The sequence below is a fragment of the Mesorhizobium sophorae genome (genome assembly GCF_002270415.1).
GTDB classification, from domain to species: domain Bacteria; phylum Pseudomonadota; class Alphaproteobacteria; order Rhizobiales; family Rhizobiaceae; genus Mesorhizobium; species Mesorhizobium sophorae.
Window position 1 is genome coordinate 25082 of the sequence record NZ_NNRI01000019.1, and the last position, 22390, is coordinate 47471.

Here is a 22390-nt window from a genome sequence, read left to right on the forward strand (position 1 = left end):
TGTGGGAGTATCGGCTAGCATGGGCTGGGAGGAACGATGAAAGCCGGTATGATCATGGCAATCGTACGAGAGGCAGCATGACGCGCGCTATGACATCCGAACCCCTCCCGCCACTGCTCAAAAATCCTGACCCCCAGACGCTCGCAAGGGAAGTCTTGATGGCCCTCAAATACAGGGTCGGCAAGGATACCACCGTCGCGACCCAGTACGACTGGCTCACCGCCTCGATCAAGGTCGTGCGCGACCGTATTGTCGATCACTGGATGCAGGCGACGAAAGAGGCCTACGACCAGAAGGAAAAGCGCGTCTACTATCTGTCGCTGGAGTTCCTCATTGGCCGTCTGATGCGCGACGCCTTCTCCAATCTCGGCCTGATGGACAATATGCGCGAAGCCTTGTCCTCGCTTGGCGTCGATCTCGACCTCATCGCTGCACTCGAGCCGGATGCGGCACTTGGCAATGGCGGCCTCGGCCGGCTCGCGGCCTGCTTCATGGAAAGCATGGCGACCGTCGATATTCCCGCGCATGGCTACGGTATCCGCTACGCCAATGGCATGTTCCGCCAGGAGATTCACGACGGCTGGCAGGTCGAACTGCCCGAGACCTGGCTCGATCACGGCAACCCCTGGGAGTTCGAACGGCGCGAACGCTCCTTCGAGGTCGGTTTCGGCGGCTCGGTGGAATCGATCACCTCGAAGGACGGCCGGCTCGAACGCCATGTCTGGAAGCCGACCGAGCATGTCCTGGCCGTCGCCTATGACACGCCCGTCGTTGGCTGGCGGGCCAACCGCGTCAACACGCTGCGGCTGTGGTCGGGCATGCCGGTCGATCCGATCCTGCTCGACAAGTTCAATGCCGGCGACCACATCGGCGCGCTTGCCGAAAGCAACAAGGCTGATGCCCTGTCACGCGTGCTCTATCCCGCGGATTCGCACAAGGCCGGGCAGGAGCTGCGGCTCAGGCAAGAGTACTTCTTCTCCACCGCCTCGCTGCAGGACATCGTCCAGCGCCATCTCAGCCAGTATGGTGATCTGAAGTCGCTGCCCGACAAGGCGGCGATCCATCTCAATGACACCCATCCGGCCATCGCGGTGCCGGAGCTGATGCGTCTGCTGATGGACGTCCACGGTATGGACTTCGACCAGGCCTGGAGCATCACCAAGCGCACCTTCGGCTACACCAACCACACGCTGCTTCCCGAAGCGCTGGAAAGCTGGCCGGTGCCGCTGTTCGAGCGGCTTTTGCCGCGCCACATGCAGATCGTCTATGCGATCAATGCCGAAGTGCTTCTGGAGGCGCGTGCCTCCGACCAGTTCTCGGACGAGCAGATCAGCCGCATCTCGCTGATCCAGGAAAATGGCGACCGCCGGGTGCGCATGGGCAACCTGGCCTTTGTCGGCTCGCATTCGATCAACGGCGTTTCGGCTCTTCACACCGACCTGATGAAGGAGACGGTGTTCGCCGACCTGCACAAGCTCTATCCCGATCGCATCAACAACAAGACCAACGGCATCACGCCGCGGCGCTGGCTGATTCAGTGCAATCCCGGGCTGACGTCGCTTGCCCGCGAGGCGATCGGCGACCGTTTTCTCGATGACATCGACGCCATCAAGGATCTCGATGCCTTCGCCGACGATGCCGCCTTTCGCGACAAGTTCGCCGCCGTCAAGCGCGCCAACAAAGTGCGGCTGGCCAATCTCGTGGCCGACCGGCTCGGCATCAAGGTCGATCCCTCGGCGCTGTTCGATATCCAGGTCAAGCGCATCCATGAATACAAGCGCCAGCTCCTCAACATCCTCGAAGCGATCGCGCTCTACGACCAGATCCGCTCGCACCCCGAGCGTGACTGGATGCCGCGCGTAAAGTTCTTCGGCGGCAAGGCGGCGCCCAGCTATCACAACGCCAAGCTGATCATCAAACTCGCCAACGACGTCGCCAAGGTCATCAACCGCGACCCGGCCGTGCGCGGTTTGCTGAAGGTGGTGTTCGTGCCGAACTACAATGTCAGCCTGGCCGAGATCATGATGCCGGCAGCCGATCTTTCCGAGCAGATATCGACCGCCGGCATGGAGGCGTCGGGCACTGGCAACATGAAGTTCGCGCTGAACGGCGCGCTGACCATCGGCACGCTCGACGGCGCCAATGTCGAGATCAAGGAATGCGTCGGCGACGACAACATCTTCATCTTCGGCCTGACTACGGCCGAGGTCGCCGAGCGGCGCAACAATGGCTACAACCCGCGCGCTGTGATCGAAGCATCGCCCGAACTGGCACAGGCCGTAGCCGCCGTATCGTCGGGCGTCTTCTCGCCGGATGATCCGGAGCGTTACCGCGACTTGATCAACGGTCTCTATCAGAGCGATTGGTTCATGGTCGCCGCCGATTTCGACGCCTACACCGCGACGCAGCGCGAAGTCGATGCCGTCTGGCGCAACAGTCCCGACTGGTACGCCAAGGCAATCCGCAACGTTGCGCGTGTCGGCTGGTTCTCCTCCGATCGCACGATCCGCCAATATGCGAAAGAAATCTGGAACGTGCCTGTCTGATGTGATTGCATGAGGCCACGAACAATCGGTCTCGTTGCATGTCGCCCAAAGTGCATAGCCGTTTTGGGACAATGACAGGCACGAAACAAACATTGGTGTATGTCGCCCGAAAGTGCCTAGCGGTTTTGGGATAACGACATGCACAAGAACAAAGAGTCGTGCCCGGGGAGGGACACTGCCTGATGAAGAAGCCGCGCGCGACCGCTGCGACAAGCGGGCCGGACGGACTGGCGGCAGCCAGCGATGTCGCGGCGATTGTTGCCGGCACGCATGGCGATCCCTTCGCTATCCTTGGCGTTCATGAGGTCGGCAAGAGCCTGTTTGCCCGCTGCTTTGTCCCGCACGCGGAGTTCGTCACCGCCTATACGCTGACCGGCAACATCGCCGGTGAACTGTCGAGGCGCGACGACGGTGGGTTTTTCGAAGGCAAGCTGTCGATCCGCAAGCGTCAGCCGCTGCGCTATCATGCCAGGAACGCCGGCGGCGACTGGTGGCTGACGGATCCCTATTCGTTCGGTCCGGTGCTCGGGCCGATGGACGATTACTACATCGCCGAGGGCTCGCATCTGAGGCTGTTCGACAAAATCGGCGCGCATGTCATCGAGCACGAGGGCGCCACGGGCGTGCATTTCGCCGTCTGGGCTCCCAACGCGCGGCGCGTCTCGGTGGTCGGCGATTTCAACGAATGGGACGGCCGCCGGCATTCGATGCGCGACCGCCGCGACACCGGCATCTGGGAAGTGTTCATTCCCGATATCGGCGCCGGCCGGCCCTACAAATACGAGATCATCGGGCCCGATGGTGTCAGGCTGCCGCTGAAGGCCGACCCGTTCGCCTTCAAGTCCGAATTGCGCCCGGCGACCGCCTCGGTGACCGCGGTGCCGCCGGCGCATCCGTGGGGCGACGAGGCCCATCGCAGTTTCTGGCGCAATGCCGATCACCGGCGTGAAGCCATCTCGATCTACGAGGTCCATGCCGGGTCCTGGCAGCTTCGCGACGACGGCACGTTCCTGTCATGGGACGAACTGGCCGACCGGCTGATCCCCTATGCAGTCGAGACCGGCTTTACCCACATCGAGTTCATGCCGATCTCCGAACACCCCTATGATCCGTCGTGGGGTTATCAGACAACCGGACTCTATGCGCCGTCGGCCCGCTTCGGCGATCCCGACGGCTTTGCCCGCTTCGTCGATGGCGCCCACCGCGCCGGCGTCGGCGTCATTCTCGACTGGGTGCCAGCGCATTTTCCGGTCGACGAGCACGGCCTGGTTCATTTCGACGGCACCGCGCTCTATGAGCACGCCGATCCGCGCAAGGGCTTTCATCCCGACTGGAACACCGCGATCTACAATTTCGGCCGCCGCGAGGTGGTGTCGTTCCTCGTCAACAACGCGTTGTTCTGGGCCGAGAAATATCATGTCGACGGGCTTCGCGTCGATGCGGTCGCCTCGATGCTCTACCTCGACTATTCGCGCAAGCAGGGCGAATGGATCCCCAACGAGAAGGGCGGCCGCGAGAACCTCGAGGCGGTCAGCTTCCTGCAGAAGATGAACAAGGAGGTCTACGGCCACCATCCGGGCGTGATCACCATCGCCGAGGAGTCGACCTCATGGCCGAAGGTCTCGGCACCGGTGCATGAAGGCGGGCTGGGCTTCGGCTTCAAGTGGAACATGGGCTTCATGCACGACACGCTGGAGTATTTCTCCAAGGAGCCGATATTCCGCAAGCACCACCACAACGATCTCACCTTCGGCCTGACCTACGCCTTCTCGGAGAATTTCGTGCTGCCGCTCTCGCATGACGAGGTCGTGCACGGCAAAGGTACGCTGCTTGGCAAGATGGCCGGCGACGACTGGCAGAAATTCGCGACGCTGCGCGCCTACTACGCCTTCATGTGGGGCTATCCCGGCAAGAAGCTGCTGTTCATGGGGCAGGAGTTCGCGCAGCGCCGCGAATGGAGCGAGGCACGCGCGCTCGACTGGAACCTGCTTGAGTTCCGCCCGCATCGCGGCGTCTGGCAGACGGTGCGCGATCTCAACTATCTCTACCGTTCGCGCCCGGCGCTGCATGGCCGCGACTGCGAACCGGAAGGGTTTTCCTGGCTGATCGTCGACGACAGCCAGAATTCGGTTTTTGCCTGGCTGCGCAGTGCACCGGGCGGCAGCCCGGTGGCGGTCATCTCCAATTTCACGCCGGTGCCGCGCGACAATTATCGCGTGCCATTGCCCACGGCCGGAAACTGGCGCGAAATCATCAACACCGACGCTGCGGAATATGGCGGTTCCGGCAAGGGCAATGGCGGCATGGTCGAGGCGCGGGCGGAGGGAGGCGGCATCTCGGCAACGATGCTTCTGCCGCCGCTGTCGACGATCATGCTCGAACTGGTTGCGGACTGAGCCCCGAAACTGGGTAACATGTCGAGACTGAGTAACTTGGGAGGGTAGAAATGGCAGACTTGAAACGGACCCAGCCGCTGGCGCGCGATGCCATGGCCTATGTACTGGCCGGCGGCCGTGGCAGCCGCCTCAAGGAACTGACCGACCGACGCGCCAAGCCGGCCGTCTATTTCGGCGGCAAGACGCGCATCATCGACTTCGCGCTCTCCAACGCGCTGAATTCCGGCATTCGCCGCCTGGGCGTCGCCACCCAGTACAAGGCGCATTCGCTGATCCGCCATCTGCAGCGCGGCTGGAACTTCCTGCGGCCCGAACGAAACGAGAGTTTCGACATCCTGCCGGCCAGCCAGCGTGTTTCGGAAACGCAGTGGTATGAGGGCACGGCCGATGCGGTTTACCAGAACATCGACATCATCGAGGCCTACGGGCCCGAATACATGGTCATCCTCGCCGGCGACCACATCTACAAGATGGACTACGAGATGATGCTTCGCCAGCACGTCGACGCCAATGCCGACGTCACCGTCGGCTGCCTCGAAGTGCCGCGCATGGAAGCCGTCGGCTTCGGCGTCATGCATGTCGACGCCAAGGACAACATCATTGCCTTCGTCGAAAAGCCCGCCGATCCGCCCGGCATTCCCGACAGGCCGGAGTTCGCGCTGGCCTCGATGGGCATCTACGTCTTCAAGACCAAGTTCCTGATGGAGCAGCTGCGCCGTGACGCGGCCGAGCCGGGCTCCAGCCGCGACTTCGGCAAGGACATCATTCCCTATATCGTCGAGCACGGTAAGGCGATCGCCCACCGCTTCGCCAAGTCCTGCGTCCGCTCGACCGCCGAGAACGAGGCGTACTGGCGCGACGTCGGAACGGTCGACGCCTATTGGGAAGCCAATATCGATTTGACCGATGTCACGCCGGAACTCGACCTCTACGACCGCGACTGGCCGATCTGGACCTACGCCGAATTGAAGCCGCCGGCAAAGTTCGTGCATGACGAGGATGGCCGCCGCGGCTCTGCCGTCTCCTCGCTTGTTTCGGGCGATTGCATCGTCTCGGGTGCTTCACTGAAAAAAAGTCTGATCTTCACCGGTGCGCGCATCAATTCCTATTCGACGCTGGAAGAAGTCGTCATGCTGCCCGACGTTCATGTCGGCCGGAACGCAAAGTTGAAGCGCGTCGTCATCGACCATGGTGTTAGGATACCGGAAGGGCTGGTGGTCGGCGAAGACCCCGTCCTCGACGCCAAGCGCTTTCGTGTTTCCGAAAAGGGCATCTGCCTGGTCACCCAGGACATGATCGACAAGCTGGCGCTTTAGAGCAATTCCAGGAAAAGTGTGAAACGGTTTTCCGTCCGGAATTGGGTCAAGACCAAAGGCTCTAGGACAGACAGGATCGGATTGTAGGCGCATGCAGGTTCTGTCGGTCACGCCCGAGATTTTTCCGCTGATCAAGACCGGCGGGCTTGCCGATGTGACCGGCGCGCTGCCCATCGCGCTGGCGGCCAAGGGCGTGACCATGCGCACGCTCATTCCCGGCTTTCCGACCGTGATGGCGGCCTTCAAGAAAAAGAAGGCCGTTCTGCAATATCCCTTGCTGCAGGGCGCCAAGGCCTCCGTCCATTCCGTCCAGCTCGCCGGCCTCGAACTGTTCGTGCTCGACGCGCCACATCTGTTCGACCGACCCGGCGGCCCCTATGGCAATGCGAGCGGCGTCGACTGGCCCGACAATTGGCGGCGTTTTGCGGCGCTGAGCCAGGTCGGCGGCGACATCGCCGGCGGGGCCATCTCGGGCTACCAGCCCGACATCGTCCATGCCCATGACTGGCAGTCGGCGATGACGCTGGCTTACATGCGCTACGGCAAGGCGGTCGGCGTCCCCTCGATGATGACCGTGCACAACCTTGCCTTCCAGGGCCAGTTCGGCGCCGGCATCTTCGGCGAGCTTGGCTTGCCGGCGGTGGCGATGGCGCTCGACGGCGTCGAATATTATGGCGGCGTCGGCTTCCTCAAGGCCGGTCTGCAGGCAGCCTGGGCAATCACCACCGTCAGCCCGACCTATGCGCAGGAGATCCGCTCGGCGGAATTCGGTATGGGGCTCGACGGCCTCATCAACATGCGCTCCAGCGATCTCTATGGCATCGTCAACGGCATCGACACCGGCATCTGGGACCCGGAAACCGACAAGCATCTGGTCTCCGACTATACGGCGGCGACGCTGAAGGCGCGCGCGCCCAACAGGGCTGCCGTGGAGGACCGCTTCGGCCTCGAGCGCGACGACAGCCCGATCGTCTGCGTCATCAGCCGCCTGACCTGGCAAAAGGGTATGGACATACTGGCAATGGTCGTCGACGGCATCGTTGCCAGGGGCGCGCGGCTGGCCATCCTGGGTTCGGGCGATGCCGGCCTCGAAGGCGCGCTGCTCGCCGCCGCGGCTCGACATCGTGGCCGCATCGGCGTCGTCATCGGTTATGACGAGGGGCTGTCGCACATCATGCAAGGCGGCTGCGACGCCATTGTCATTCCCTCGCGCTTCGAACCCTGCGGGCTGACGCAGCTTTACGGCCTGCGCTATGGCTGCGTGCCGCTGGTTGCCCGCACCGGCGGCCTGGCCGATACGGTCATCGATGCCAACGAGGCCGCCGTCTCGGCCGGCGTCGCGACCGGCTTCCAGTTCGCGCCCAACAATGGCGGCGCCCTGCTGCACGCCGTGCGTCGCCTCGTCGAAGCGCATGCCAGCCCGGCGGTCTGGGAATCGCTGCAGCGCCAGGGCATGAAAGCCGATGTCTCCTGGGACAAGAGCGCCGAGAAATACGTCGAACTCTATCGCTTGCTGCTTTCGAAAAGGGTTGCCTGAAGCATGATACGGACCGTCCCCACCAAGCCCTATTCCGACCAGAAACCCGGTACTTCGGGCCTGCGCAAGAAGGTGCCGGTGTTCCAGCAGGAGCACTACGCCGAGAACTTCATCCAGTCGATCTTCGACGCACTCGACGGGTTCAAGGGCAAGACCCTGGTGATCGGCGGCGATGGCCGCTTCTACAACCGCGAGGTCATCCAGAAGGCGATCGCCATGGCCGCCGCGAACGGTTTCGGCAAGGTGATGGTTGGGCAGGGCGGCATCCTGTCGACGCCGGCAGCCTCGCATGTCATCCGCAAATACAAGACCTTCGGCGGCATCATCCTGTCGGCCAGCCACAATCCGGGCGGCCCGCACGAGGATTTCGGCATCAAGTACAATGCCGGCAATGGCGGCCCGGCGCCGGAAAAGCTGACCGACGCGATCTTCGAAAAGACCAAGACGATTGCGAGCTTCAAGACCACCGATATCGAGGCGATCGACATCGACAAGATCGGCACGGTGAAGGCCGGCGGCATGACGGTCGAGATCATCGATCCGGTCGCCGACTATGCCGAGCTGATGGAAAGCCTGTTCGATTTCGACGCCATCCGCGCCAATTTCAAATACGGCTTTCGCATGCGCTTCGACGCCATGCACGCGGTGACCGGCCCCTACGCCAAGGAGATCCTCGAAAACCGGCTTGGCGCACCCAACGGCACCTGCCGCAACTTCAAGCCGCTACCCGATTTCGGTGGTCACCATCCGGACCCCAACCTCGTCCATGCCAAGCATCTCTACGACGAGATGATGGGGCCGGACGCGCCGGATTTCGGCGCCGCCTCCGACGGCGACGGCGACCGCAACCTGATCATCGGCAAGGGCATATTCGTCACGCCGTCGGATTCGGTCGCCATGCTTGCCGCCAACGCCCGCCTGGCTCCCGGCTACAGCGAAGGCCTGAAGGGCATCGCCCGCTCGATGCCGACCAGTGGCGCGGCCGATCGCGTCGCCGAAAAACTCGGCATCGGCATCTATGAAACTCCGACCGGCTGGAAGTTCTTCGGCAACCTGCTCGACGCCGACATGGCGACGATCTGCGGCGAGGAAAGTGCCGGAACCGGCTCCAACCATGTCCGCGAAAAGGACGGCCTGTGGGCGGTGCTGCTGTGGCTCAACATCTTCGCCGCGCGCGGTGAAAGCTGCAAGCAGGTCGTCACCGAGCATTGGGCGACCTATGGCCGCAACTACTATTCGCGCCACGACTATGAGGAGGTCGAGAGTGACCGCGCCAACGCGCTGATCGACGAACTCCGCGCCAAGCTCGGTTCATTGCCGGGCACCAGCGTGCGCGGCATGACGATCGCCAGCGCCGACGACTTCGCCTATCACGATCCGGTCGACGGTTCGACCAGCGAACACCAGGGCATAAGGGTGCTGTTCGAAGGCGGTTCGCGCGTCGTCTTCAGGCTTTCGGGCACCGGCACGTCTGGTGCGACTTTACGCGTCTATATCGAGCGCTACGAGCCGGACACGTCGCGGCACGATCTCGATACCCAGGCCGCCCTTGCCGATCTGATATCGGCGGCCGATGATATTGCAGGGATTCGCAGCCATACCGGCCGCGCCAAGCCGAGTGTCATCACTTAATGAAATCTGCGATGCCGGCCGATCAGCGGCCGCGATTTGGCGGGCTTGTTTCGGAGGGCGGCATTCGCTTTGCCGCATGGTCGCAGGCCGCCCGCCGGCTCTGGGTCTCGATTTTTGACGAGCAGGGCAACCAGGAAATCGAACGGCTTGAGCTGCAGCCGGAAGGCGAGGGCGTGCATGCGCTCTTCGTCGCCGGTCTTGGCCCTGGCACCCGCTACGGGTTTCGCGCCGATGGCGACTATGCGCCGGATCGCGGCCTATGGTTCGACCCCGAAAAAATGTTGATCGATCCCTACGCCCTCGGGATCGACAGGCCTTACGCCTATGACTGGCGGCTGACCCGACGCCGGGGCGAGGGCCTCGATACCGCGCCGCTGATGCCAAAGGCCATTGCCGCTGCCTTGCCGAAACCGGTGCCGGCAGCGCCGCCGCTGTTCCAGCCCGGCGGCCTGATCTACGAAGTGCCGGTGCGTGCCTTCACCATGCTGCATCCGGGCATTCCCGAGAAGCTGCGCGGCACGGTCGCTGCTCTCGCTCATCCCGTGGTTATCGAGCACCTGAAAAAGCTTGGCGTCAGTGCTGTCGAACTGATGCCGGTGACGGCGTCGATCGATGAACGGCACCTGCCGCCGCTCGGGCTGCGCAACGCCTGGGGCTACAATCCAGTCACCTTCATGGCGCTTGATCCACGCCTTGCGCCTGGCGGCATCATGGAATTGCGGAACGCGGTCGCCGCGCTGCGGCAGGCCGGCATCGGCGTCATTCTGGATCTTGTCTTCAACCACACCGGCGAGAGCGACCGGCTCGGGCCGACACTGTCGCTGCGCGGCTTCGACAACCAGGCCTATTACCGGCACACGCCGGACGGCAGGCTGGCCAACGACACCGGGACGGGCAACACGGTGGCATGCGACCACCCGATCGCTGGGGAGATGGTCCTCGACACGCTTCGCCATTTTGTCCGCGATGCCGGCGTCGATGGTTTCCGCTTCGACCTGGCGCCCATTCTGGGACGGGTCGAAGGGACCTTCGACGCCGAGGCGCCGTTGCTGAAGGCGATGGGCGAGGACGCGCTGCTGGCCGATCGCGTGTTGATCGCCGAACCTTGGGACATCGGTCCGGATGGCTATCAGCTCGGGAGTTTTCCGCCGCCTTTCCTCGAATGGAATGACAAGTATCGCGATGATATCAGGCGCTTCTGGCGCGGCGACGCCGGCATGGTCGGCGCACTGGCGACCCGGCTCGCCGGTTCGTCCGATGTGTTTGCCGCAAACGGACAAAGCGCCAGCCGCACGGTCAATTTCATTGCCGCCCATGACGGCATGACCCTGGCCGACATCGTGCGTTACGAGCGCAAGCACAACCAGGCCAATGGCGAGCAGAACCGCGACGGCCACAATGAAAACCTGTCCTGGAACAACGGCGTGGAAGGCGATGCGGACAAGCCGGCCGTAGCCACGGCGCGCCTCAACGATCAGCACGCGCTGCTCGCCACTTTGTTTGCCTCGCGCGGCACCATCATGCTGACGGCCGGCGACGAATTCGGCCGCAGCCAGCAGGGCAACAACAACGCCTATGCGCAGGACAACGCGATCACCTGGCTCGACTGGGCCGGGCGCGACCAGGCGCTGGAGCATTACACGATCCTGCTTTCGACGCTGCGCCGAGCGGTGCCGGCACTCTCCGACACGCGCTTTCTCACGGGCCGGCCACCAGCAGATTCGGACATAGCGGACGTCGCATGGCTAACCGAAACAGGCGCGCCGCTCGACCAACAAAGCTGGCAGGACCCGCAGCGGCACCGCCTGGTCATGATCCTGGGCGGCGACAGCGATGACGAACGCCGTCTTGCGGTGCTCATCAATGGCGATCGTCGGGCTTGCACGTTCACGCTGCCTGCGCGCGAGGGATTTTCCTGGGAGCCGGCGATTGCTGAGACGGCCGACATCGAGCGGCCGGTATCGGGGCGCACGGTGATCTTCATGATCGAATGCGCAGCCGCACAGGCCGGCACAGGGGAGAAGCGCAATGGCGGCAGGTGACCGGATCGGATGGTGGCGTGGCTGCGTCATCTATCAGATCTATCCGCGCTCCTTCCAGGATACGACCGGCGACGGCAGCGGCGATCTGCGCGGCATCGCCAACCGCCTGGAGCATGTCGCCTCCCTTGGTGTCGACGCCATCTGGCTGTCGCCCTTCTTCAAGTCGCCGATGGCTGACATGGGCTACGACGTGTCGGACTATTGCGCCGTCGATCCGATGTTCGGTGGCATGGAGGATTTCGATGCGCTGGTCGCCGAGGCGCATCGGCTCGGCCTGAAAGTCATCATCGACCAGGTATTGTCGCACTCATCCGACAAGCACGAATGGTTCGTCGAAAGCCGCTCCAGCCGCGACAACCCCAAGGCCGACTGGTATGTCTGGGCCGATACCAAGCCCGATGGCGGCGCGCCCAACAACTGGCTCTCCGTCTTCGGTGGCCCGGCCTGGGAGTGGGATTCGACCCGCCGGCAGTACTACATGCACAATTTTCTCGCTTCTCAGCCGGATTTGAATTTCCACAATCCGGAGGTCCACGACGCGCTTCTGGAAACGGTACGGTTCTGGCTGGAGCGTGGCGTCGACGGCTTTCGGCTCGACACGGTCAACTACTATGTCCACGACCGCTGGCTGCGCAGCAATCCACCCTTGGCGTCAAGCGTCGCCGGCACCAACAGCGAGACCAACACCTACCTCTACCAGGAACATCTGTTCGACAAGACGCAGCCGGAAAACCTGGCGTTCCTCAAGCGCTTCAGGGCGCTGCTCGACGAGTATGAGGACCGTGCTGCCGTCGGCGAGATCGGCGACGAAGGCCGGTCTCTGCAGACGCTCGCCGCCTACACCACCGGCGGCGACAAGCTCCATATGTGTTACACCTTTGATCTGCTTGGCCCACAATTCTCGGCGGCGCACGTGCGTGGCTGCGTCGAAGCCTTCGAGGCAGCCGTGTCCGACGGCTGGGTCTGTTGGGCGTTTTCCAACCATGACGTGGTGCGCCACGTCACCCGCTGGACGAGGCCCGGCAGCGATCCCGATACGGTCGCAAGGTTCTCGATCATGCTGCTCTCCTGCCTGCGCGGATCGATCTGTCTCTACGAGGGCGAGGAACTCGGCCTGGAGGAGGCGGAACTCGCCTTCGAGGATCTGCGCGATCCCGTTGGCATCCGCTTCTGGCCGGGCGTCAAGGGCAGGGACGGCTGTCGCACGCCGATGGCCTGGGAGGCCGGTGCCGACAATGCGGGCTTTTCCACCGGTAAACCGTGGCTGCCGATACCGGCCAGCCATCGCGCCCGCGCGGTCGACGTCCAGAACGCCGACGCGGCCTCGGTGCTGACCTTCTATCGGACCATGCTCGCCTTGCGCAGGGGGCATCCGTCGCTGGTCGGCGGTTCGATCCGGTTTCTCGATGCGGAGGGCGAAATTCTCGCCTTCATCCGCGAAGACGGCGGTGAGAAACTTCTCTGTGTCTTCAACTTCGCCGAGGAGCCGGCGAATTGGCCGTTGCCGCCGGATACAGGAGCTGTCGTGGCTATTGATGGTGGCAGCGGGGTTTTTGAAGAGAACCAGATATCGCTGCCGGCGCTTGGCTGTTTCCTTGGTCAGCTGAACTGATTTCGCGCTTCGGCCGCTGCTGCAACGCAAGTGATCCACTTGGGCTGCAAATGCCTTATTGAACGAGAACCGCGCGCCCGCAGGTCGCACCAGTGACACGCACATCGGCCTGGCCGACGCCGACACCGAGCGCCGAAAGCACGTTGTAGAGCAGGTCGTCGACCGGCGCCGTTACGCCGTTCAGCACGGCCACGACTGCCGGCTTGACCGTTGCGAGCAGTGCGGTCAGATCGATCCCGAGACCAAGCGCATTGACCGAAAGCGACAGGTTGCCGACCAGCGATGTGGTCAGCGACTGCGATATGTTGCGGGTCGAAACGGTCTTGACCGTCTTGTTGGCGATGTCGGTCGCATTGAAGTTCAGCGTCGTCGGGCTGTTGTTGGTGATCGCGGTGGCGGCGGAACCCATCACCTGTATCAGCGGAATGTTGATCAGCAGCAGATGGAGGCTCACATCGGCGATCTCCGCGTCGGTGAACGTCTGCGGCTGACTGAAGTCGCCGAAGCCTGAACTGTTGCTGTTGGCCAGGTGCAGCGAGGCGATACCCGGGTGCGCGGCGATGGAAACATTGATGCTGGAAGGCCCGGTCGGACAGGTGATGTCGGTCAGTTTGGCTTCGGCGTAAGCGACTTCCACATTGAGCGGCAGATTGACGGCCAGCAGGCTGATACCGCCGCCGAGACCGGGCGTGCCGACACCGACGCTGGCGATCAGTTTGATGCGCGTCTGGGCGGTGCGCACCACGGTTCCGATGCCATCGGGTACGGTGGCGCCAAGATTGACCTGGGCCTGGTTGGTGCCGTTGGCCAGCACGGCGGCAGCGGTCAGCATGCCCATGGCGTTGGTGTCTAGCCCAAGGCCGGTTGGTCTTTGCCCGAGAGCCAGGCTGCCGACTGCACCGAGATCGACAAGCTTGTTGAGCGGGATCTTGCCCGTGCTGGTCGATTTCGAGGCGATGGTCTGCAGCGCCAGCTTGGCCGTGTTGCCAAGCCCGGGCACGTTGGCCATGGCGGTGGCGATCTGGCCGACGGTCGCTTTCGATGCCAGCACGTCCGAATAGGTGACGCCGGTCAGGCTCAATTGTGTGGCAAGGCCGTCTATGAACGAGAGCACGCTGACATCGGCCGAGATCAACCCGTTGTAGTCCATGACGCTGAGCGAGATGTTGCCGCCGAGAAGTCCACTGAGCAGAGCGTTGAGAATGCCGCCATTGACGCTGAGCAACCTCGACCCAACGGAGAACGTCGCCTGCGGCGTCATGCTGGCGGTGGCCTCGGTGCCGATGACGGGAGTGGGGAGCAGCGAACTCGCGAAATAGCGGGCAGGGATTTTCTTCAGGGTGACGCGGACGGCATTGTAGGGCGTTACGCCGGACTGGAAGCGTTGGCTGACATCGGCGGTTGATGCCGCGTAGCGGCCGGGCGTGACCGACACGACGGTTTTGCCGACGGCCGGCGCGATCGTCTGTCCCGAGCCTTGAACGACCACGCCCGGCATGCCGTTGTCGGTCAGCGTGGTCACGACAGCGGTGTAGACTTTGGTGATGTTCGAGGCAGCGGTGATCGCAGCAAGGTCCACCATTGCCTGGGCTTCGCGGCGCTCGGTATAGATCGAGGCTTCGTCGATTGCCACCAGCGCCAGCGCGACCGGCGCGCTCAACGCGGTCATGACGGCGATGTTCGCCTGTCTGTCGGCCAGCATCAATCGGGCAAGCCGGCCGATCGCATTGCACGCCAGCAGCGGCATTCAGATGCCCCCGACCCTTATCGTTGACTGGCGCTTGATCGTGGTTCCTGGCATGGCGATGCCCGGGAAGAGGTTCCAGATCGGCAGGTTGCGGGCATCGTACTGGATGGACACCACGAACTGGCTTCCGTCGGCCGTGCTGTCGTTGGCCTGGTAGGTCAATTTGCCGGCATCCACGAAGGGATATCCGCCGGCATTGTTGGTGACGAAGCTGGCGACGAGCGTCTGGCGCTCGGTCTGGTTCAGTCCGGCAATTGCAGTGCGGGCCGCATCCGCCGCGATCTGCTGGATCGAGTTGGCGGCGCCAAAATATATGCCGTATGCAACCATTCCGAGTAGAAGGAGGATGAAGATGGGCGAGAGCAGTGCGAACTCAACCGCAGAAGTACCGGATTCTTCTTGAAATTTCCGCATTAACTGACGGATTTTTATTGATTTACTTGTCCAGATACTCATGACTGCCACGCGTCTGAGATGGAATCGTATAAAAGGCACCCATAATGTAACTTCTGGTTGCTTAAGAACGCATTAACACATTCCGGCAAACTGGCGCGGCCACAGATTCCGGGTGAAGAATGGCGTCGAGATGAGGAAACCAAGTCAAGCTTCTGGTTTCGGCTGGTGTTTCGGCCGTCACGGCACAACTTTCGTGCCGCCTTACTTTGGGTGACCCAGAGAGTCTGTTGAAATAAAAATTCTCCGCGTTAGTGTCTGGGCACCAGCCGCAGGAAGGGAACCGGCGGCGCGCTCAAAGGGGTCAGACATCGGCTCCGGGGCGTCAACACTTAAGGGCGCGCCGACGGCAGCGCCGACAGGGAGAACTTCATGCTGAAAAACATGCTGAAGGCGACTGTGTTCGCCACAACGATGACGCTGGCCGCAGGCACCTTCTACACGCCGGCTTTCGCCGAGAGCGTCTATAACCGTGGTACCGCCGCCGAATCGGAATCGGTCGATCCGCACAAGACTTCGACCGTCTATGAAGCCAATGTTTTGCGCGACCTGTTCCAGGGCCTGGTCATGCAGGACCAGAAGGCCAACCTCATTCCAGGTGCCGCCGAGAGCTGGACGGTATCGGACGACGGCACCGTCTATACGTTCAAGCTGCGCAAGGACGGCCAGTGGTCGGATGGCAGCCCGGTGACGGCAGATGACTTCGTCTACGCCTTCCATCGCCTGGAAGATCCGGCGACCGGCGCCGAATATGCCTCCATGCTCTATCCCGTGAAGAACGCCGAGGAAGTCAACACCAAGAAGGGCAAGCCGGAGGACATGGGCGTCAAGGCGATCGACGCCAACACTCTGGAGGTGACGCTGAAGGCGCCGACGCCTTACTTCCTCGAGATGCTGACCCACCAGGCGACCTACCCCGTCAGCAAGGCCTCCATCGATAAGCTCGGTGCCGACTGGATCAAGCCGGGCAATCTGGTGTCCAACGGCGCCTATACGCTGGCTGAGTGGGTTCCCAACGACCACATGAAGCTGGTCAAGAATCCAAAATTCTGGGACGCCGCGAGCGTCAAGTTCGACGTGGTCAACTACATTCCGACCGAAGACCGCTCATCGGCGATGAAGCGCTTCGAGGCCGGCGAACTCGACAGCTACGACGATCTGCCGACCGAACAGCTCGCCGACCTCAAGACCAAGTTTGGCGATCAGATCCACGTCGGACCGTACCTCGGCACCTACTATTATGCGATCAAGACCGACAAGGCGCCTTGGGACAATGTCGAGCTGCGCAACGCCATCTCGATGGCGATCGACCGCGACTTCATCGCCGAAAAGGTCTGGCAGAACTCGATGCTGCCTGGCTATTCGATGGTGCCTCCCGGCATTGAGGGCTACACGCCGGCAATGGCCAAGTATGCCGAGATGCCGCAGATCGACCGCGAGGACGCGGCCAAGAAGATCCTCGAGAAACTGGGCTATACGCCCGAGCATCCATTGAAGATGGAGATCCGCTACAACACCTCGGAAAACCACAAGAACACCGCGGTCGCCATCCAGGAACAGTTGAAGCCGCTCGGCGTTGACATCACGCTGCTCAACACCGACACCAAGACCCACTACTCCTTCCTCGAGCAGAAGGGCAACTATGACGTGGCGCGTGCCGCCTGGATCGCCGACTACAAGGATCCGGAAACCTTCCTCGGCATCACCCGCAAGGCCAGCGGCAACAACTATTCGAACTACAACAGCGCCGCATACGAAGCGGCCATGGACAAGGCAGCCGCTGCCGGCGGCAAGCCAGAAGAGCGCATGAAGGACCTCTCCGAGGCCGAACGCATCCTCATCGACGACGTCGGCCAGATCCCGCTGCTCTACTACAGCTACCACGACATCGTTTCCTCGAAGCTGCATGGCTTCGTCGACAACGTGATGGACGTGCATCCGTCGCGCTTCGTCAGCAAGGACTAATCCCTGGCCAAGCCGCCGCGCACTGAATGTGCGGCGGCGCTGGTTTGCCATCGCATCGGCCCGGGAACCGGAATCGATTTTCGGCAATGTCGGTGCGAAGATTTGCAGGCTAGAGCGCAATCGTCCAGCTGGACGCGCGTTGCTCTGGATCAAGCGGGGCACCGATGCTGCGATATGTACTAAGGCGGCTTTTGACCGCCATTCCGACGCTGTTCGTCATCGTGACCATGGCGTTTTTCCTGATGCGCGTCGCGCCAGGCGGCCCCTTCAACCAGGAGCGAGGGCTGAGCCCAGAGATCAGGGCCAATCTCGAAGCCCAGTTCGGCCTCAACGACCCGCTCTGGCTGCAATTTGTCCACTATATCGGCAATCTGCTGCGCGGCAATTTCGGCCCGAGCTACAACATGCCGGATTTCACCGTCACCGAACTGTTCGCCAAGGGCCTGCCCATTTCGGTTCAACTCGGCGCGTCGGCGCTGATCCTGGCGCTGATGCTCGGTTCGGTGCTCGGCACCATCGCCGCGCTCAACCAGAACAAGCTTGGCGACTATACGGTGATTGCGCTGGCGACAGCCGGCAGCACCATCCCCACTTTCGTCATCGCGCCGGTAATCCAGCTTTTGTTCGGGCTGACCTGGAAGCTGTTGCCGATCGGTGGCTGGGGGGATGGCGCTTTCATCAACAAGGTCGGCCCGGTGCTGACGCTCGCTCTGCCGCAGATCGCCATCGTCGCCCGGCTGATGCGTGGCTCGATGATCGAATCCTTGCGGTCCCATCATATCCGCACAGCCCGCGCGCTCGGCCTCTCCGACTGGTCGGTGGTGGTCAAGCACGCGCTGCGCGGCGCCATCCTGCCGATCGTCTCCTTCACCGGCCCGGCAGCCGCCGCGCTGCTGACCGGCTCGGTCATCGTCGAGACGATTTTCTCCATTCCGGGCGTCGGCCGCTATTTCGTCGATGCCGCGCTCAACCGCGACTACACGCTGGTGATGGGAACGGTGGTGGTGATCGCCATTTTCACCATCGTCTTCAACCTGATCGTCGACGTCATGTACGCGGTCGTCGACCCGAGGGTGCGCTATGACTGACATCGCAGCCACGGCTCCCGCCGTCATCGGGCGCTCGCTCTGGGGGGACGCCTGGGCGCGCCTCAAGGCCAATCGCGCCGCCATGTTCAGTCTGTACTACCTTGCCCTGATCGGTGTCGTCAGCGTGTTCGGGCCCTGGTTCGTGCCGCATCAATACACCACCATCTATGCCGACTATGTGCGCATGCCGCCAAGCCTGTCGGCCTATCCGAAGGCCGAGATGATCGAGACGGCGCTCACCGAAGCGATCAAGCGCATGCGGGTCGACATCAAGGAGTGGCGGCAGGAAGGCAATCAGGTCTTCGTCACCGTCAAGTCGGCAAAGCCGATCGATGACCGTAACATCCGCTATCTCGACCGTTCCGACGCCTTTGACGACACCAAGATCGAGAGCAAGTCGCCCGACGGGCTCGAAGTGACGATGAGCGCCTCGGTCAAGCAGCAGTATTTCCTGTTCGGCACCGACAACACCGGCCGCGATCTGCTGTCGCGCACGCTGATGGCCGGTCGCATCTCATTGGCCATCGGCCTGCTCGCCGGCGTCGTGGCGGTGGTCATCGGCGTGGTCTATGGCGCCGCGGCCGGCTTTGCCGGCGGCAAGGTCGACGAGGTGATGATGCGCATCGTCGACGTCCTCTATTCCTTACCCTTCATCTTCTTCGTCATCATGCTGGTGGTGTTCTTCGGCCGCAACTTCGTGCTGATGTTCCTGGCCGTGGGCGCCGTGCTGTGGCTGGACATGGCCCGCATCGTGCGCGGCCAGGCGCTGTCGATCCGCCGCCAGGAATATGTTCAGGCGGCGGAAGCCATGGGCGTCGGCCAGCGCGGCATCCTGCTGCGCCACGTCATTCCCAACCTGCTCGGCCCCGTGGTGATCTACATGACGCTGCTGGTGCCACAGGTCATCATCCTGGAGAGTTTCCTGTCGTTCCTCGGGCTCGGCGTGCAGGAGCCGATGACCAGCTGGGGCGTGCTGATCTCGGTCGGCGCCAAGAACATCGGCACCGCCAACTGGCTGCTCCTGTTTCCCGCCTTCTTCCTCGTCTCGACGCTGTTCGCCCTGAATTTCGTCGGCGACGGCCTGCGCGACGCGCTCGACCCCAAGGACCGCTGAGATGGCTGCTTCCGAAACGATCCTCAGCGTCAAGGACCTGCGCGTCCGCTTCCGCACGCTCGATGGCGCGGTCGAGGCGGTGAAGGGCATCAATATCCACGTCAATGCAGGCGAAACCGTTGCCGTGGTTGGCGAATCCGGATCCGGCAAGAGCCAGACGATGATGGCGGCGATGAGCCTGCTCGCCTCGAATGGCGAAGCCACCGGCAGTGTCGACTATCGCGGCCGCAACCTTCTGACATTGAGCAAATCCGAACTGAACAAGGTCCGCGGCGCCAAGATCAGCATGATCTTCCAGGAGCCGATGACCTCGCTCGATCCGCTCTATTCGATAGGCAACCAGCTGATCGAACCGATCCGCCGGCATCGGGGCTTGAATGCCGCCGAGGCGCACGAAGAGGCGCTCAAGTTGCTGCGCCTCGTGCATATCCCCGATCCCGAGCGGCGGATGAAATCCTACCCGCACGAAATGTCGGGTGGCCAGCGCCAGCGCGTCATGATCGCCATGGCGCTTGCCAACGACCCGGACATCCTGATCGCCGACGAGCCGACGACGGCGCTCGACGTGACCATCCAGGCGCAGATCCTGATGCTTCTGGCCGAGCTGCAACGCAAGCTCGGCATGGCGATCGTCTTCATCACCCACGATCTCGGCATCGTGCGGCGCTTCGCGGATCGCGTCTATGTCATGCGCCAGGGCGAGGTCGTCGAGGAGGGGGAGGCGGAAGCCATCTTCGTCAATCCGCAGCATGCCTATACGAAAATGCTGCTGGCGGCCGAGCCGACCGGCAGCAAGGCGCCGCCGCCCGCCAACGCCCCGGTGGTGCTCGAAGGCAGGAATGTCGAAGTGACATTCAGGATCGGCGGCGGGTTTCTTGCTGGCGAGCCGCTGATGCTGCGCGCCGTCGACCACATCTCGATCCGGCTGCAGCGCAACCAGACCATCGGCATTGTCGGTGAATCCGGCTCGGGCAAATCGACGCTCGGCCGCGCCTTGCTGCGGCTGTTGCCGAGCGACGGCCTCATCCGTTTCGGCGACCGGGACATTTCCACCGCCGACCGACAAGTGATGCGGCCGCTGCGGCGCGAGATGCAACTGGTCTTCCAGGACCCGTTCGGCTCGCTGTCGCCGCGCATGACCGTCGGCCAGGTCATCACCGAAGGGCTGCTGGTGCATGAGCCGAACCTGTCGGGCAAGCAGCGCGATCAACGCGCGGTCGAGGCCTTGAACGAAGTCGGCCTCGATCCCAATGCACGCAACCGCTACCCGCACGAATTCTCCGGCGGGCAACGGCAGCGCATCGCCATCGCGCGGGCCATGATCCTGAAGCCCAAGCTGGTGGTGCTGGACGAACCGACCTCCGCGCTCGACCGCTCGGTGCAGAAGCAGATCGTCGAACTGCTGCGCAAGCTGCAGGCAGACCACGAACTGTCTTACCTCTTCATCAGCCACGATCTCTCGGTCGTGCGCGCCATGGCCGACTACATCATCGTCATGAAGCAAGGCAAGATCGTCGAGGAGGGGCCGACGGAGGCGATCTTCAGCAACCCGCAGCACGCCTACACACAGACGCTGATGGCCGCAGCGATCGACGTTACACGCTTCAGGCTGAGCGCCTGAAGCGCGTCCGTCCGGGTGAGATCAAGCTCATTGCGATGGCGAGGTGCATCGGCGTGCCCTGGCGCTGGCAAGAGCCGCTTGCTGCTGTTTCAGGCGGTCGATCCTGGCCGTTTCACGCTCCGCGACCGCGCTCTTCACGCGCGCGCCGCCCAGCAGCCAGCGTGGAACGCTGGTGTTGGCGACCTTGCCGCGGGTGATTGCTGTTTGCGAGATGTCGCGCGCGACGACACCCATCGCGCTGTTGAGCTCGGCACAGCTCATGCTGTCGTATTTCGCCGGATCGACGGTTCGGCCGATCGACGAACAGCCGGCGAGAAGAAGCAGTGCAATCACAAGAGCCGGTGGTGAGGCTGTCGTTGAAATCAGATTCATGTCCGCACCCCGGCACAGCCGCTTCACTGGCTCTATCATATGCATCGAACTACTAGAGCCGACGGCGATCTTCGTCAAAGTTTCCGATCGCTACGGAACCCATCACAGAGGCGAGCCCATCGCCACATGAACACACGGGGTTCCCGCAAATTTCAGGAACGTTCTCTGTCACTCGAAGTTGGTGTTTGTCGAGTGCACTAAAAAAATGACTGGTAAACGGGAAAGCCCGTCCCGGCTGACGCCGGGGCGGGTTTTCTTTTCGTGTTCGCTTGGGCAGGCAGTGGGCGATCAGTAGCCGTCGTTTTCGATGACCACGGGGTGGTGGCGATAGTGACGGTGAGTGGAAACGGAGCCTGTCACGACGGTGTCTGGGCGATGATGCCGTCTCACGACGACCATGTCTCCGCGATGATGCCGGCGTCCATGATCGTAGAACGCAATTTCGCCGTGGCGGCGGTGATGCAAGCGCTGACCGTCCTCGTTGATGATCCTGACGCTGTTGTGGTGTCGATGGTGGGTTCTGATAACCACGTCGGCCTCGGCTGCCGAAGCTATGGCCGGCAAGCCGACGGAAAGCGCCAACGCGCACATGATCATTGTTTTCATCGCAGTTTCTCCATTTCCTGAATTGGCCCTTCGTTTGGATAACTGCCCGTGATCAATTTGGTTCCGGCCTGCTTGGGCCAGCCCGAAACGCTTGCGGCATGTCGAAAGAGGGGCGATCGCATCGCCTAGGGCTGAGAAGGGGCTGCCTCTCGCTGATGGTACTTGCAAAGAACGATGCGTCTTGACGCGTCGGTCTCGCTCACGTCGGGCAGCACAACGATCTGCCCCCAAAAATCGCAATATCTGGCTACTGCCTCCGGCAGCTCCTTGCCGCTCATGCCAGAGATCGCAGCGATATCACCTTCGCTACAGTTGGTCTTTCCGGAGAGCTGCGCTGCCGCCG

Annotated in this window: 14 protein-coding genes and 1 pseudogene; 11 read left to right on the plus strand and 4 right to left on the minus strand. The window is 62.6% G+C overall.

Annotated elements, in window-relative coordinates; translation table 11 throughout:
• Positions 1 to 77 precede the first annotated feature (77 nt).
• The 7 genes from CGZ66_RS27070 to bglA all read left to right on the plus strand — a co-directional run bounded on the left by CGZ66_RS27070 (position 78) and on the right by bglA (position 13081).
• Positions 78 to 2546, plus strand: coding sequence for a glycogen/starch/alpha-glucan phosphorylase (locus CGZ66_RS27070; protein ID WP_095089739.1), 2469 nt, complete (start codon positions 78 to 80; stop codon positions 2544 to 2546).
• Positions 2547 to 2728: 182 nt separating this feature from the next.
• Positions 2729 to 4942 carry a 1,4-alpha-glucan branching protein GlgB gene (gene glgB / locus CGZ66_RS27075; RefSeq protein ID WP_095089741.1) on the plus strand — a complete coding sequence of 738 codons (2214 nt, stop codon included), beginning with the start codon at positions 2729 to 2731 and terminating at the stop codon, positions 4940 to 4942.
• A 50-nt stretch (positions 4943 to 4992) separates the two neighbouring features.
• A complete protein-coding gene (glgC, locus tag CGZ66_RS27080; protein WP_095089743.1) occupies positions 4993 to 6258 on the plus strand; it encodes a glucose-1-phosphate adenylyltransferase in 1266 nt (421 codons plus the stop codon).
• A gap of 91 nt (positions 6259 to 6349) precedes the next feature.
• On the plus strand, positions 6350 to 7795 hold the full coding sequence (glgA, locus tag CGZ66_RS27085) for a glycogen synthase GlgA (protein WP_095089744.1): 1446 nt from the start codon (positions 6350 to 6352) through the stop codon (positions 7793 to 7795).
• Between the two features lie 3 nt (positions 7796 to 7798).
• A complete protein-coding gene (locus CGZ66_RS27090; protein WP_095089745.1) occupies positions 7799 to 9427 on the plus strand; it encodes an alpha-D-glucose phosphate-specific phosphoglucomutase in 1629 nt (542 codons plus the stop codon).
• A gap of 11 nt (positions 9428 to 9438) precedes the next feature.
• Positions 9439 to 11469 (plus strand): glycogen debranching protein GlgX, encoded by a 2031-nt coding sequence (glgX, locus tag CGZ66_RS27095; RefSeq protein WP_095089747.1) that lies wholly within the window; start codon positions 9439 to 9441, stop codon positions 11467 to 11469.
• Entirely contained in the window at positions 11456 to 13081 is a 1626-nt protein-coding gene (gene bglA, locus CGZ66_RS27100; protein ID WP_095089748.1) for a beta-galactosidase BglA, read from the plus strand. The genes glgX and bglA overlap by 14 nt, the downstream gene beginning before the upstream one ends.
• Positions 13082 to 13136: 55 nt before the next feature.
• On the opposite strand, the gene CGZ66_RS27105 is transcribed toward bglA, so the two are convergent.
• Positions 13137 to 14828, minus strand: coding sequence for a Tad domain-containing protein (locus tag CGZ66_RS27105; RefSeq protein WP_095089750.1), 1692 nt, complete (start codon positions 14826 to 14828; stop codon positions 13137 to 13139).
• Positions 14829 to 15284: a TadE/TadG family type IV pilus assembly protein gene (locus tag CGZ66_RS27110; protein ID WP_095089751.1), complete on the minus strand. Its 456-nt coding sequence runs from the start codon at positions 15282 to 15284 to the stop codon at positions 14829 to 14831. It lies immediately after the preceding gene.
• 564 nt (positions 15285 to 15848) lie between these two features.
• Here CGZ66_RS27110 and CGZ66_RS27115 point away from each other — a divergent pair.
• The 4 genes and pseudogenes from CGZ66_RS27115 to CGZ66_RS27130 form a co-directional block, all read left to right on the plus strand.
• A pseudogene (locus tag CGZ66_RS27115) lies at positions 15849 to 16994 on the plus strand (peptide ABC transporter substrate-binding protein); the annotation flags it as partial.
• A 416-nt stretch (positions 16995 to 17410) separates the two neighbouring features.
• Positions 17411 to 18334 carry an ABC transporter permease subunit gene (locus CGZ66_RS27120; protein ID WP_095089755.1) on the plus strand — a complete coding sequence of 308 codons (924 nt, stop codon included), beginning with the start codon at positions 17411 to 17413 and terminating at the stop codon, positions 18332 to 18334.
• Positions 18327 to 19448 carry an ABC transporter permease gene (locus CGZ66_RS27125; RefSeq protein WP_095089757.1) on the plus strand — a complete coding sequence of 374 codons (1122 nt, stop codon included), beginning with the start codon at positions 18327 to 18329 and terminating at the stop codon, positions 19446 to 19448. Before CGZ66_RS27120 ends, CGZ66_RS27125 begins: the two co-directional genes overlap by 8 nt.
• Position 19449: 1 nt before the next feature.
• A complete protein-coding gene (locus tag CGZ66_RS27130) occupies positions 19450 to 21069 on the plus strand; it encodes an ABC transporter ATP-binding protein (RefSeq protein ID WP_095089759.1) in 1620 nt (539 codons plus the stop codon).
• A 27-nt stretch (positions 21070 to 21096) separates the two neighbouring features.
• Here the strand turns inward: CGZ66_RS27130 and CGZ66_RS27135 are convergent, their stop codons facing one another.
• Positions 21097 to 21441, minus strand: a complete 345-nt coding sequence (locus CGZ66_RS27135; RefSeq protein ID WP_095089763.1) for a hypothetical protein — start codon at positions 21439 to 21441, stop codon at positions 21097 to 21099.
• Between the two features lie 288 nt (positions 21442 to 21729).
• Positions 21730 to 22047: a hypothetical protein gene (locus tag CGZ66_RS27140; protein ID WP_095089766.1), complete on the minus strand. Its 318-nt coding sequence runs from the start codon at positions 22045 to 22047 to the stop codon at positions 21730 to 21732.
• Positions 22048 to 22390: the final 343 nt, after the last annotated feature.